Here is a 13,290-nt window from a genome sequence, read left to right as displayed (position 1 = left end):
GGCCAGCCCGGCGTTGAGCGCGGTGACCGCACGCCAGTCGCCTTCCCGCAGGACGGCCACGGCGACCTCGGGCGGCTGCTCGGGGCTCTCCCAGCAGGCCGCGGCCACCGTGCCGGCGCGGTCCACGGACAGCGAGGGCTGGCCGTCGCGGCCGCCCAGCGTTCCCCGGGCCGTCCAGCGGCTCAGGACGCGGCCGTCGGCGGCGCTGAGCACCCCGCCGTGCACGCCGGTGCCCGACCAGCCGGTGAACCACAGGGTGTCGTCGTCCAGCCAGCCGAGGTCGGTGACGTCGTCCAGGTCGCCCAGGTAGGCGACCTCCCCCGTGACCAGGTCGGCCCGCAGGACGCGGCCCGAGACGATCGACAGCCCCTCGACCACCACGGCGGCCCGTCCGCCCGGGGCCAGCCGGGGCCGGGCGAGCTGCCAGGACGTGCGGTGCAACGTGCGCACCTCGCCGTCCTCGACCAGGTCGAGCCGGGGCCGGTAGTACCCGGCGGGCGTCTCGTCTTCCGAGGTCACGGCCAGGGCTCGGCGTCCGCGCCAGTCGGCGTCCCACACGGTCAGGCCGGGCAGCGCGAGCTCGCGCGGGCGGTCGTCGCCGATCTCGAACCAGGCCAGGCGGCGCAGCCGGCCGCCCGGCGTCAGGACGAAGGGGTCGGACGGGTCGTGCACGCGCAGGCCCAGATGGCTGCCGTCGCGCTCGCTGCCGGGGTCGGCCAGCCGGACCAGGACGGTCCCGTCGTCGCCGGGGATCAGGTCCTCGATCTCGCCGTCCACGCGGGCCCGCCAGCCCTCGACGGCCAGCTCGGACGGCGACGGCGTGCGCAGCAGCCGCCCGTCGGGCAGCCAGCGGACCGGGCCGTGGCAGTCGCCCGCGGCCTCCATGGCGCCGTCGAGCCCGACGACGTACGCGACGCCGTCGATCACGCAGGCGACGCGGTCGCCGCCGGGGTGCAGCGACACCGACTCGGGATAGCGCATCCCGGCCAGCGCCTGATGCACTTGAATAGGGTCGGTCATCAGCGTGCGGCCACCTTCGTCGCCCACGGGCCGACGAAGAAGTAGGGCCCGAAGCCCTCGGCGGTGACCGCCCTGCCGAACGCGGTGGCCGCCTCGCCCCACCACAGCGGCTGGTACGGCACGTCCGCCGCCGCCCTGACCAGCGCCTGGCCGAGCAGCTTGCCCCGGGCGGCGTCGTCGGTGCCCGCCTTGGCCTGGTCCAGCAGGCCGGTCACCTCGGCGTTGTCGTACTCGGCGATGTTGGTGCCGTTCTCGCCGGTGGCGCCGCCGTGCAGGAGCTGCTGGACGTACTCGGCGGGGTCGCCGGTGGTGGCGAAGTACCAGCCGAGGTAGACGCCGGAGCCGTGCTTGCCGAGGTCGGCGATCCACTGTTCGAGCGGCACCTCCTTGACCTCCAGCGTGATGCCGATGGTCTTGAGGTTCTCGGCCAGGGTGAGCGCCGCCCGCCCGAGCTGCGGGCCGCTGCTCGGGTACGTGAGCGTGTCGGCGAACCCCTGCGGCGTGGCCGACTTCGCCAGCTCTGCCTTGGCCTGGGCCAGGTCGAAGCCGTACTGGGGGATGGCCGCGTACAGGGCGGTGACCTCGGCCTCGTCCAGCACGCCGCCCCACTGGGCCGGGTCCGGGACGGCGGTGGCGACCTTGCCGTGGCCGCGCAGCACGCTCCTGACGATGCCCTCGCGGTCCACGGCGTGGGCGACGGCCCGGCGCACGTGCACGTCGTCCCAGGGCTTCTTGGCCGTGTTGAAGGCCAGCGTGACCAGCGAGCGGTCGGCGGCGGTCAGCACCTGCGCGCCGGGCACCGCCTTCCACTGGTCGATCTGCTCGGCGGGCACGTTGAGCGCGACGTCCACGTTGTCGCCGCGCATGGCCAGCAGCCGGGTGGACTCCTCGGGGATGAAGTCGATCCTGATCTGCCGGAAGGCCGGCTTGCCGCCCCGGTAGGCGTCGTTGCGGTCCAGCGTGACGTGCGAGTCGGGGGCGAACTCGGCCACCTTGTACGGCCCCGTCCCGAGCAGCTTGCCCTCCGGCGTGCCGATGCGCTCGCCGGTGGCCTCGATGAACTTCGAGCTGGTCACCAGCAGCGTGCCGGGCGTCGGCACCCACGCGAAGGCCGCGTCGGGGCTCTTGAGCTTGATCGTCACCTCGGCGTCGCCGGTGGCCTCGATCGTGTCCACGTTGGCGTAGGCGTAGGCGAAGGCGGTGGTCGAGCCCTTCTTGGCGTGCAGGTTCAGGCTGGCGACCACGTCGGCGGCGGTGAGCGGGCTGCCGTCGGAGAAGGTCACGCCGGGGCGCAGCTTGTAGACGTAGGTGGTGGCGTCCTTCCTGGCCCAGGACTCGGCCAGGGACGGCTGGAGGCTGCCGTCCGGGCCGACGCCGACCAGGGACTCCTGCACGAGGAGGGCCACGACGTAGTTCATGATGCCCGCCTCCTTGGCCGCGTCCAGCGACCCGATGGAGGAGGGCAGCGCGACGCGCAGGACGTCGAGGCTCTTCTTGGCGGCCGTCCCCGCCTCCTGCTCGGCCGGCCCGCACGCCGACAGCAGGCCGGGCAGCACGGCGAGCGCCCCCGCGAAGGCGGCGGACCGCAGGACAGAACGCCGGGAGACAGGCAGATCGGTCACCGGGGGACCCTACTTTCACACGACCGGTCAACCCGCCTAGCTGCAGTGTCTACCGGTAAACTCCAGTTGGCACATGAGAGTATTCGGCGCCTGCGCCACGAGTCAAACCCACCTAACGAATCGGAAATACATGATCACCGTGTACAGCGCTCCCTGGTGCGGTCACTGCCACCGGCTGAAGGCGCAGCTGTCCCGCGCCGACATCCCGTACACCGAGATCGACGTGGACGAGACCCCCGGCGCCGTCGACCTCATCGCCGAGCTCAACGGCGGCTCCTGGCTCATCCCCACGGTCGTCTTCCCGGACGGATCCGCCCTGGTCAACCCGGGCGTGGAGGAGGTGCGGGCGCGGCTCAGCGCATCCTGAGGGCCAGCATGAAGTCGACCCGCTCGTCCCAGGAGTTGAGCGACCTGCCGGTCAGCTCCTCGATCCGGCGCAGCCGGTAGCGCAGCGTGTTGACGTGCACGTGCAGGCGCTCGGCCGTGGCCGCCCATGAGCCCGACTCCTCCAGGTACGCCTGCAACGTCTCCAGCAGGTCCGTCTGGTTGGCCGCGTCGTACGACTCCAGCCGCCCCAGCAGCCGCGACCGGAACGCCCGGCGCAGCTCCCCCGGGATGGCGGCCAGCAGCGTGCGATGGGAGCTGACGTCGTCGCCGGTGATCACGCTGACCCTGTCGCCGCTCAGGCCGGCCAGCGTGAGCGCGTGCCTGGCCTCCTCGATCAGGCTGCTCAGCGCCGCCGGGCCGGTCGTCACGCTGCTCACCCCGAGCGTGATGCGGCCCTGACCGAGCCCCGCCTCCAGGGTGCGCGCGCCCTGGAGCACGTGGGCCGTCAGCTCGTCGGCCGTGTTGCCCGCCAGCGGGACGAGCGCGACCGCCTCGGCGGGGCCGGTGGCCGTGACGATGCCGGGCGCCAGCGGCCGCAGCAGCTCGTCCAGCACGGGCACGGCGACCTCGCCGCCGCCACCGTCGTCGAGCCGCGCCGACAGGGCGACGGCCAGCAGGCCGTGCTCGGTCTCCACGTGCAGCGTGTGCAGCCGCGACACCACGCCGGGCAGCGCCGCGTCGCCCGACTCCAGCAGCGTCAGGAGCTGGTCGAGCACCCGCCGCTCGATGCGCTGCGCCGCCTCCAGCCGCGAGCGCTCCAGCGCCACCAGCGCGGCCAGCTCGACGACCAGGTCCTCGTTCTCGCCCTGCACCTGCTCCCCCGCGTACGCCAGGAACCAGTTGGCGATGCGGTGCGGCGCCCCCTTGCTGACCGGGAACACCGACAGCGCCGTGCCGTCCTCCTGCGTCACCATCCCGGGCAGAAAACGGGCGGTCAGGAACGTGTGCGCCAGCCGCAGCCGGGCCGCGGCGTCCAGCGGCTGGGAGCCGACGACCACCCGGCCCGTGGGCGAGAGCACCCAGCAGGGCACGTCCAGCTCGCCCGCCACCGCCGTGACGAGCTTGGTGAGGCTGCCGCCGTCGACCAGGGTGCTGGCCAGCCGCCTGCGGGCGGCGTACGCGGGCCGCGGCGGCGTGCCCAGCTCGGCGATCAGGGCCCGCAGGACGTGCTCGGTGACCTGGCTGAACGGCACGTCCACCGGCAGCGTGAGCAGCGGCAGCCCGGCCTCGGCGCAGGCGTCGATCAGGTCGGCCGGCGGCACCTTGAGCGCGGTGCCGGCGACCAGCGCCGCCACGTCCCCGAGCTTGGCGACGAAGTCGCGCGAGGAGGCCGGGCCGGTGTGCCAGGTCAGCTCGGTGAGCACCAGCTCGCCCGCCTTGACGAACATGGCCGGGTCGGGCAGGTCGGTCGTGGCGACGCCGCGTACGCGCCGGTCGAGCAGGTCGTGCCCGGTCAGCACCTTCAGGGCGAGCTGGCCGGCCTGGAGGAGGTCCCTCAGCCGCATGGCCAGCCTTCCCGGCGCCAGGCCGCGTCCCAGAACATCCACTCGTAGCGGGCGGTGGTGAGCGCGCGGTCGAGCAGCCGCAGCCGCTCCTCGCCGGCCGGCGCCAGCCCGTCCAGCAGGTCGAGCACTCCCGCCACGGTCTCCTGGTAGCCCTCGCCGCCGTAGGTGTCGATCCACCAGGCGTAGAGCGGGTCCGGAGAGGACCGGCCGAGCAGGGTCTCGCCGACCCGGGCGTAGATCCAGTAACAGGGCACGATCGCGCCCAGCGCCTCCGGGAACGTGCCCAGCGAGCACGTGCGCACCAGGTACGAGGTGTACCCGACCGTCGTGGGCCCGGCGGGCGTCTTGCGCGCGTCGGCCTCGTCCAGCCCGAACGCGGCCAGCAGCTCCACCACCAGGCTGTGCTCCACCTCGACGGTCATGGCGGCGTCGCGGGCGAAGCGCTGCACGCCGGACGGCTCCGGCGAACGCGCCGCGCACGCCGCCAGCGCCCTGGCGTAGTCGGGCAGGAAGTGCGCCTCCTGCACCACGTAGTGGCGGAACGCCTCCCGCGGCAGGGATCCGTCGGTCAGCCCCGACAGGAACGGGTGGGCCAGGATCTGGTCGTACACACCGCCGACGACCTGCCACAACTCATCACGAAACCGGCTCACCCGCCCAGGCTATCGGCGCATCACGACCCGCGGCGCCACCTCGATGCCCAGCTCGCGCTCGTGTTCCACCAGCGCCCGCAGCTCCGGCCCCCACTCGGCCTCGGGCAGCACCGCGAAGCCGTGCCGCTCGTACCAGGGGGCGTTCCAGGGCACGTCGCGGAACGTCGTCAGCGTGACCGCCGGCGCCCCGACCGCCCGCGCGTGGTCGGCCACCGCCTCCACCAGCCGCCCGCCGATGCCCTGCCGCATGTGGTCGGGGTGCACCGCGAGCTGGTCGAGATGCAGGTTGCCGTCGACCCGGCCGATCAGCGCGAACCCGGCCGGCGGGTCGCCTTCGACCAGCACCGAGGTCGCGTCCGTGACGTCCTCGACCATCGTCGTGCCCGCCGGGAAGACTATGCCGGCCTGCTCGAACAGCTTGTCGGCGGCCAGTTCCACAGAGATCAGCCCGGCCAGCTCGCCCGGGTCGGCCCATCGCACCATGACGACACGGTCTCATGTTTCGGGTGGACCACGCCGCTGGTATTAGTGTTGATGATCGTAGGCCCGGCTGTGCGGAGCCGGGACCCTCTCCTCACGACGTGCCCATGACCGCTGTCACATGCGGTCATGGGCACGTCGTGCAGCGGTCACAGGTCGAGCAGGGGCTCCAGGCCCACGGTGAGGCCGGGCAGCTCGCGCACCCGGCGCACGCCCAGCAGCACGCCCGGCGTGAACGCCGACCTGCTCATCGTGTCGTGCCGGATGGTGAGGATCTCGCCGTCGCCGCCGAGCAGCACCTCCTGGTGGGCGATCAGCCCGGACAGGCGCACCGCGTGCACGTGCACCCCGCCGACGTCGGCGCCGCGGGCGCCGTCGAGGGCGGTGCTGGTGGCGTCGGGCATCCCGCCGAGCCCGGCCTTGCCGCGCGCCTCGGCCACCAGCTCAGCGGTACGCCGGGCGGTGCCCGAAGGGGCGTCGGCCTTGTTCGGGTGGTGCAGTTCGATGATCTCGACGGACTCGAAGTGGCGGGCCGCCTGCTGCGCGAAGTGCATCATGAGCACCGCCGCGATGCCGAAGTTGGGGGCGATCAGGCAGTTGACGCCCGGCGAGCGCTCCAGCCACCCGCGCACGGTCTCCAGCCGACCGGCGTCGAACCCCGTGGTGCCCACCACCGGGTGCACGCCGTGGGCGATGGCCCATTCCAGGTTGCCCATGACCACGTCGGGATGGGTGAAGTCGACCACCACCTCGGCGCCTTCGAGCCCCTCGACGGGATCGTCCTTGTCGAGCGCGGCCACCAGCTCCAGGTCGTCCGCAGCCTCGACCGCCTTGCACACCTCGACGCCCACGCGACCACGCGCGCCCAGCACACCAACCCTGATCACGCCCCCAACCCTATTACGCCCGCCACCCCCTCCCAAGCACCCCCCGAACCGAGAAGGGGGAGAGCGGAATCCCGCTCTCCCCCTCCACAACGACCCCGGCCGGGGCGAACCCGGTCAGGCGATGGCCTCCGAGAAGTCCTTGTCCCCGTACGGCCCGATGACGGCCAGCGTGAGCGGCCGGCTCAGGACGTCACGGGCGACCTCCCCGATCTCGTCGGGGGTGACCGCCTCGATCCGGGCCAGCACCTCGTCGACCGACATCAGCTCGTCGTAGACCAGCTCGTTCTTCCCGATCCGCGACATGCGCGACCCGGTGTCCTCCAGCCCGAGCACCAGCCCGCCGCGCATCTGCCCCTTGCCGCGCATGATCTCGTCGGCGGTGATGCCTTCGGCCACCACCCGGGACACCTCGTCGCGGCAGATCTTGAGCACGTCGTCGATCTTCGAGGGCAGGCAGCCCACGTAGATCCCGAACTGCCCGGTGTCGGCGTAGGCCGAGGTGTAGCTGTAGGCCGAGTAGGCCAGCCCGCGCTTCTCCCTGATCTCCTGGAAGAGCCGGGAGGACATGCCGCCGCCGAGCGCGGCGTTGAGCACGCCGAGCGCGAACCTGCGGTCGTCGGTGCGGGACATGCCGGTCGTGCCGAGCACCAGGTTGGCCTGCTCGGTCGGCCGGTCCAGCACCCTGACCCCGGAACGGGTCTCGGCGCCCGGACCGCTGGTGCGCGGCGGGGCGAACTCGTAGGGGCCCTCCAGCGCGCCCGCCCGCTCGTACGCGCGGGCGACCAGCTCGACGACCTCCTCGTGCCGCACGTTCCCCGCCACCGACACCACCGTCGTACGCGGCCGGTAGTACCGGTGGTAGTACTCGGCGATGCGCTCCTGGCCCAGGGCGTTGATCGAGTCGACCGTGCCCAGGATGGGCCGGCCGATCGGCGAGTCGCCGTAGAGCGCGGCGGCGAACTGCTCGTGCACCACGTCGGACGGGTCGTCGTCGTGCATGGCGATCTCTTCCAGGATCACCCCGCGCTCGGACTCGACGTCCTCCTCGGTGATCAGCGAGCTGGTCACCACGTCGGCGAGCACGTCGACCGCCACGGGCAGGTCCTCGTCGAGGACCCGCGCGTAGTAGCAGGTGTACTCCTTGGCGGTGAAGGCGTTGATCTCGCCGCCGATGCCCTCGATGGAGGCCGAGATCTCCATCGCGTCCCGCGTGGGCGTGCCCTTGAACAGCAGGTGTTCGAGGAAGTGGGTGGCCCCCATGTGCTCGGGGGCCTCGTCACGCGAGCCGATGCCGACCCACATGCCGACCGCGACGCTACGCACGGTCGGCATGGTCTCGGTCACCACACGGAGCCCGCCCGGCAGGACGGTGCGCCTGACGACCCCGGCTCCGTCCTTGCCGGGGTGCAGCGTGGTGGTCATCACGAGGCCTCCTGCTTCGGGGGTGCCGAGAACTGTGGTTGCCCGGTCACGAGTTGCGGTCGTCGCCCTCGTTGGGGCGGCTGGTGCGCACGCGGGTCCGGGTGCGGCGCGGCCGCTCCGGCTTGTCCTCGGCGGCGGCGGAGTCGGCCTCGGGCGCGGGAGCCTCGCCGTCCTCGGCGCCGGCCGCGGCCTTGGCCTCCTTCTCGGCGGCCTCCTTCTCGATGACCTCGACGGGCACGAGGGAGAGCTTGCCCCGGCCGTCGATCTCGGCGATCTCGACCTGGATCTTCTCGCCGACGCCCATGACGTCCTCGACGTTCTCGATGCGCTTGCCGCCGTGCAGCTTGCGGATCTGGGAGACGTGCAGCAGGCCGTCCTTGCCGGGCATGAGCGAGACGAACGCGCCGAAGGCCGCGATCTTGACGACCGTGCCCAGGTAACGCTCGCCGACCTCGGGCATGTGCGGGTTCGCGATGCCGTTGATCGCCGAACGGGCCGCCTCGGCGGAGGGCCCGTCGGTGGCGCCGATGTAGATCGTGCCGTCGTCCTCGATGGTGATCTCGGCGCCCGTGTCGTCCTGGATCTGGTTGATCATCTTGCCCTTCGGGCCGATGACCTCGCCGATCTTGTCGACCGGGACCTTGATCGTGATGATGCGCGGCGCGGTCGGGTTCATCTCCGCCGGGGAGTCGATCGCCTCCTGCATCACGTCGAGGATCGCCAGGCGGGCGCCCTTGGCCTGCTTCAGCGCGGCGGCCAGCACGGAGGCGGGGATGCCGTCGAGCTTGGTGTCGAGCTGCAGGGCGGTGATGACGTCCTTGGTGCCGGCGACCTTGAAGTCCATGTCGCCCATGGCGTCCTCGGCGCCGAGGATGTCGGTCAGCGTGACGTAGCTGCCGCCCTCGCTGATCAGGCCCATCGCGATGCCGGCGACCATCTCCCTGAGCGGCACACCGGCGTCCAGCAGCGCCATCGTGGACGCGCAGACCGAGCCCATCGAGGTGGAGCCGTTGGAGCCGAGGGCCTCGGAGACCTGGCGGATGGCGTACGGGAACTCCTCGCGCGAGGGCAGCACCGGGATGAGCGCCCGCTCGGCCAGCGCGCCGTGACCGATCTCGCGGCGCTTGGGCGAGCCCACGCGGCCCGTCTCACCGGTGGAGTACGGCGGGAAGTTGTAGTTGTGCATGTAGCGCTTGGTCCGCTCGGGGTTGAGCGTGTCGATGTTCTGCTCCATGCGCAGCATGTTCAGCGTGGTGATGCCCAGGATCTGGGTCTCGCCGCGCTCGAACAGGGCCGAGCCGTGCACCCGGGGCACCACGTGGACCTCGGCCGACAGGGCGCGGATGTCCTTGGTGCCGCGGCCGTCGATGCGGACGCCCTCCTTGACGACCCGCTCGCGCATGAGCTTCTTCATCACCGAGCGGAACGCGGCGGAGATCTCCTTCTCGCGCCCCTCGAACTCGGGCAGCAGCCGCTCGGCGGCCAGCGCCTTGACCTTGTCGAGCTCGGTCTCGCGCTCCTGCTTGCCGGCGATGGTCAGCGCGGCGGCCAGCTCGGTCTTGATCGCGGCCTCGACCGCGTTGTAGACGTCGTCCTGGTAGTCGAGGAAGACCGGGTACTCGGCGGTCTCCTTGGCGGCGACCTGCGCGATGCGGGACTGCGCCTCGCACAGCACCTTGATGAACGGCTTGGCGGCCTCAAGGCCCTGCGCGACGGTCTCCTCGGTCGGCGCGACCGCGCCGTCGGCGACCAGCTTGAGCGTGTCCTTGGTGGACTCGGCCTCGACCATCATGATCGCGACGTCGCCGTCGTCGAGCAGGCGGCCCGCCACGACCATGTCGAACGTGGCCCGCTCCAGCTCGGGGTGCGTCGGGAAGGCCACCCACTGGCCCTCGATCAGCGCGACCCGCACGCCGCCGATCGGGCCGGAGAACGGCAGCCCGGCGAGCTGCGTGGACAGCGAGGCGGCGTTGATGGCGACCACGTCGTAGAGGTGGTCGGGGTTGAGCGCCATGACCGTGGCGACGACCTGGATCTCGTTGCGCAGGCCCTTGACGAACGACGGGCGCAGCGGCCGGTCGATCAGGCGGCAGGTCAGGATCGCGTCCTCGGACGGACGGCCCTCACGGCGGAAGAACGAGCCGGGGATGCGGCCCGCGGCGTACATGCGCTCCTCGACGTCGACCGTGAGCGGGAAGAAGTCGAAGTTCTCCTTGGGAGCCTTGGACGCGGTGGTGGCCGAGAGCACCATCGTGTCGTTGTCGAGATAGGCGACGGCGGAACCCGCCGCCTGGCGCGCGAGACGACCGGTCTCGAACCGGACCGTGCGCGTGCCGAAAGAGCCGTTGTCAATGACGGCTTCAGCGGTGTGGACACCCTCCACGGGGGACCTCCTTGTGGTCGGTCACCCGCGCCCTCTTTTCTCACCGGCACCCTCGTGCCTATGAAGGGACCCGCTCGTCAGACGGCCGCCCATCCGTCGTGCCCGGTGGCACGGTGGCGGCGATCCGTCAGCGTGTCCCCCATAGAAGGTGCAGCGCCGGTCTTCGATCGAAGCGCCCGGTCGTTCTTACCGGAAGCCACTACCGAGGACCGGCCCGCAGGCGTCGCGGGTCGCATGGTGCTGAATCGGACGCGGGGGCTGTGTGTCTCGGATATTCAGTTGTACGCCGACGGCGCGGCGGCTCGCCGCCACGACGCGCCGGTCGTGTGTGCTCCTACCCACATGGGCGGAGCCATATGAGAAGGGAGCGGCGCCGGGCGCCGCTCCCTTTCATGCTATCGGCGCAGACCGAGTCGCTCGATGAGCGAACGGTAACGCTGGATGTCGACCTTCTGCAGGTACTTCAGCAGACGACGCCGGCGACCGACGAGCAGAAGCAGGCCACGACGGCTGTGGTGGTCGTGCTTGTGCGTCTTCAGGTGCTCGGTGAGCTCGCTGATGCGCTTGCTGAGCAGCGCGATCTGCACCTCGGGCGAACCGGTGTCGCCTTCGGCCGTCGCGTACTCACTGATGATGGTCTTCTTGGCAGCGGTGTCGAGGGACACGGCTCTCCTTCGATCTACGGACACGCGCGAATGAGATGAGAGTGCGAACGACCGTGCGTGCCTACAGTCGCCGCGTGAAGGCCGTCATGGGCAGCGCAGCAGCGCCACCGTTACAGAGCCGACATGCAAGGTTACCATCGGAGTCAAGCGTTTCGCGCCCGCGAACGTTCCGCGCCCGCCGCGGCCGGCGTCACGACGTGATGCGGCGGGCGGCGTCGACGTCGGCGTGGATCTGGTCGATCAGCGCCTCGATCGACTCGAAACGGGTGTTGCCCCTCAGCCGGGCGGCGAACTCCACCGCCACGTGCACCCCGTAGAGCTCCAGGTCGTCGCGGTCGAGCGCGTACGCCTCCACGGTACGCGGCACGCCCTCGAACGTCGGGTTCGTGCCCACCGAGATCGCCGCCGGCCACCGCTCGCCCTCGTACGGCGCGGGCAGGTTGGCCACCGGGACGCACTCCAGCCACCCCGCGTAGACCCCGTCGGCCGGGATGGCCGTCTGCTGCGGCGTCTCGACGTTGGCGGTCGGGAAGCCGAGCTGCCGCCCGCGCTGGTAGCCGCGCACCACCACGCCCTCCACCCGATGGGGACGGCCCAGCTCGGCCGCGGCGCCCTCGACGTCACCGGCGACGATCAGCTCGCGCGCGGAGGACGAGGAGACGCCGTCGAGCAGGGGCACCACCTCGACCTCGAAGTCGTACTTGTCGCCCAGCGTGCGCAGCGTCTCGACGTCGCCGGCGGCGTGGTGCCCGAACGTGAAGTCCGCACCCACCACGACCACCGCCGCCCCGAGGCGCTCGCTCAGCACGCCCTGGGCGAAGTCGTCGGGGCTCGTCCTGGACAGGTCGAGGGTGAACTCCACCACCTCGACGTCGTCGATGCCCAGCTCGGCCAGCAGCTCGGCGCGCCGCTTGAGCGTGGTCAGCCGCGCCCGCCGGGTGCCCGGCCGCACCACCTCGTCGGGATGCGGCTCGAACGTGACCGCCACGCTGCGCGCCCCCCGCTCGCGGGCCAGCTCGACCGTCCGCTCGATCACCTTGCGATGCCCGCGATGGACCCCGTCGTACACGCCGATGGTCACCACAGACCTTCTCGAACCCCGCACGCTAGGCCCCATTCGTTCGTGGCAGATCAATCCGACACAAGCCTGCCATGCACCTCCCGCTCACCTCCAATCGAGGGGCGGAGCGCGGTATTCCCGCAAGTAGGATGAGCCATCATGCCTCGATACGCGCTCCTGATCCTGCCCGCCTTCAACCGGGTCTACGGCGAGAGCTCCCCACGTCTGACCAGGGGCGAGCTGGCCGTCTTCAGCGACCACGCCATCGAGAACACCGTGCTGGACAGCGCGGAGACCACCATCGGCGGCGTCCCGTACATCACGTTCGAGACCGCCGAGCCGCTGTCCGAGTCCGACGTCGCGCTGCTGTCCAACCTGTCCTCCGTCTACGCGGTCTTCGGCGTCGAGGGCGACCTGCTGCGCCCGCTGGCCATGCGCCCCCTCGACCGGCTGAGCAGCGACCTGCTGACCATCCAGAAGTACGCCGGCAAGACCAACGAGCACTTCACCAAGCTGCTGCTCAACGTCACCGTGCTCGCCTCCGACCGGCCCATGTCCGGGAGGTTGTCGGTGTTCGACCCGATGTGCGGCCGCGGCACCACCCTCAACCAGGCCCTCATGTACGGCTACGACGCCTACGGCCTCGACGTCGACGGCAAGGACTTCGAGGCGTACACGACGTTCATCAAGACCTGGCTGCGCAACAAGCGGCTCAAGCACACCGCCGAGATCGTGCCGGTGCGGCGGGCGCGGGCGCTGGTGGGGCGGCGGCTCAACGTCACGTTCGGGCTGTCGAAGGAGGCCGTCAAGGCGGGCGACGTACAGCAGCTGGCGGTGGTCAACGCCGACACGCTCAAGAGCCGCGAGTTCTTCAAGCCCCGCACGTTCGACGTCGTCGTGACCGACGCCCCCTACGGCGTCCAGCACGGCAGCAAGGGCGGCGGCGGCCTGTCCCGCAGCCCGCTGGAGCTGCTGCGGCAGGCCGTGCCGGTCTGGGCCGAGCTGCTGCGCCCCGGCGGCGCGATGGGCATCTCCTGGAACACCTACGGCGGCAAGAGCGCCGAGCTGGCCGCGATCCTCACCGGCGCGGGCCTGGAGGTCATGGACTACCCCGACTTCGAGCACTGGGTCGACCAGGCGATCGTCCGCGACATCCTGGTCGCCCGCAAACCCGCCTGACGAGCGAAGGCCGCGCCTCAGCCCGCA

General features: G+C 71.4%; 12 protein-coding genes. 2 read left to right on the top strand and 10 right to left on the bottom strand.

Annotated features, from left to right (window positions below):
* Positions 1–1,020: hypothetical protein (locus tag ACWCSD_RS34290; RefSeq protein WP_449921150.1), on the bottom strand; the 1,020-nt coding region annotated here is incomplete at its 3' end.
* Complete coding sequence (locus tag ACWCSD_RS34285; protein ID WP_397160865.1) at positions 1,020–2,642, bottom strand: ABC transporter substrate-binding protein; 1,623 nt, start codon at positions 2,640–2,642, stop codon at positions 1,020–1,022. The genes ACWCSD_RS34285 and ACWCSD_RS34290, both read right to left, overlap by 1 nt.
* Positions 2,643–2,772: 130 nt before the next feature.
* On the opposite strand from ACWCSD_RS34285, the gene ACWCSD_RS34280 reads away from it, so the two are divergent.
* Entirely contained in the window at positions 2,773–3,009 is a 237-nt protein-coding gene (locus ACWCSD_RS34280) for a glutaredoxin domain-containing protein (RefSeq protein WP_397359587.1), read from the top strand.
* On the opposite strand, the gene ACWCSD_RS34275 is transcribed toward ACWCSD_RS34280, so the two are convergent.
* The 8 genes from ACWCSD_RS34275 to ACWCSD_RS34240 all read right to left on the bottom strand — a co-directional run bounded on the left by ACWCSD_RS34275 (position 2,996) and on the right by ACWCSD_RS34240 (position 12,141).
* Complete coding sequence (locus ACWCSD_RS34275; RefSeq protein WP_387682067.1) at positions 2,996–4,534, bottom strand: PucR family transcriptional regulator; 1,539 nt, start codon at positions 4,532–4,534, stop codon at positions 2,996–2,998. The two genes, ACWCSD_RS34280 and ACWCSD_RS34275, sit on opposite strands and share 14 nt — an antisense overlap.
* Complete coding sequence (locus ACWCSD_RS34270) at positions 4,525–5,187, bottom strand: TenA family protein (RefSeq protein WP_352320742.1); 663 nt, start codon at positions 5,185–5,187, stop codon at positions 4,525–4,527. The genes ACWCSD_RS34275 and ACWCSD_RS34270 overlap by 10 nt, the downstream gene beginning before the upstream one ends.
* A gap of 9 nt (positions 5,188–5,196) precedes the next feature.
* Complete coding sequence (locus ACWCSD_RS34265) at positions 5,197–5,670, bottom strand: GNAT family N-acetyltransferase (RefSeq protein ID WP_358298416.1); 474 nt, start codon at positions 5,668–5,670, stop codon at positions 5,197–5,199.
* A gap of 146 nt (positions 5,671–5,816) precedes the next feature.
* On the bottom strand, positions 5,817–6,554 hold the full coding sequence (dapB, locus tag ACWCSD_RS34260; RefSeq protein WP_357988077.1) for a 4-hydroxy-tetrahydrodipicolinate reductase: 738 nt from the start codon (positions 6,552–6,554) through the stop codon (positions 5,817–5,819).
* Positions 6,555–6,668: 114 nt separating this feature from the next.
* Entirely contained in the window at positions 6,669–7,976 is a 1,308-nt protein-coding gene (locus ACWCSD_RS34255) for a M16 family metallopeptidase (protein WP_397214680.1), read from the bottom strand.
* A gap of 46 nt (positions 7,977–8,022) precedes the next feature.
* Complete coding sequence (locus tag ACWCSD_RS34250) at positions 8,023–10,359, bottom strand: polyribonucleotide nucleotidyltransferase (protein ID WP_358298420.1); 2,337 nt, start codon at positions 10,357–10,359, stop codon at positions 8,023–8,025.
* Positions 10,360–10,754: 395 nt separating this feature from the next.
* A complete protein-coding gene (rpsO, locus tag ACWCSD_RS34245) occupies positions 10,755–11,024 on the bottom strand; it encodes a 30S ribosomal protein S15 (RefSeq protein ID WP_090945762.1) in 270 nt (89 codons plus the stop codon).
* A gap of 190 nt (positions 11,025–11,214) precedes the next feature.
* Entirely contained in the window at positions 11,215–12,141 is a 927-nt protein-coding gene (locus ACWCSD_RS34240; RefSeq protein WP_449921143.1) for a bifunctional riboflavin kinase/FAD synthetase, read from the bottom strand.
* Positions 12,142–12,243: 102 nt separating this feature from the next.
* Here ACWCSD_RS34240 and ACWCSD_RS34235 point away from each other — a divergent pair, with 102 nt between their 5' ends.
* Complete coding sequence (locus ACWCSD_RS34235; protein ID WP_397160878.1) at positions 12,244–13,263, top strand: TRM11 family SAM-dependent methyltransferase; 1,020 nt, start codon at positions 12,244–12,246, stop codon at positions 13,261–13,263.
* Positions 13,264–13,290: the final 27 nt, after the last annotated feature.

Source organism: Nonomuraea sp. NPDC001684 (genome assembly GCF_053596515.1).
This window is presented reverse-complemented; position numbering and strand designations above follow the sequence as displayed.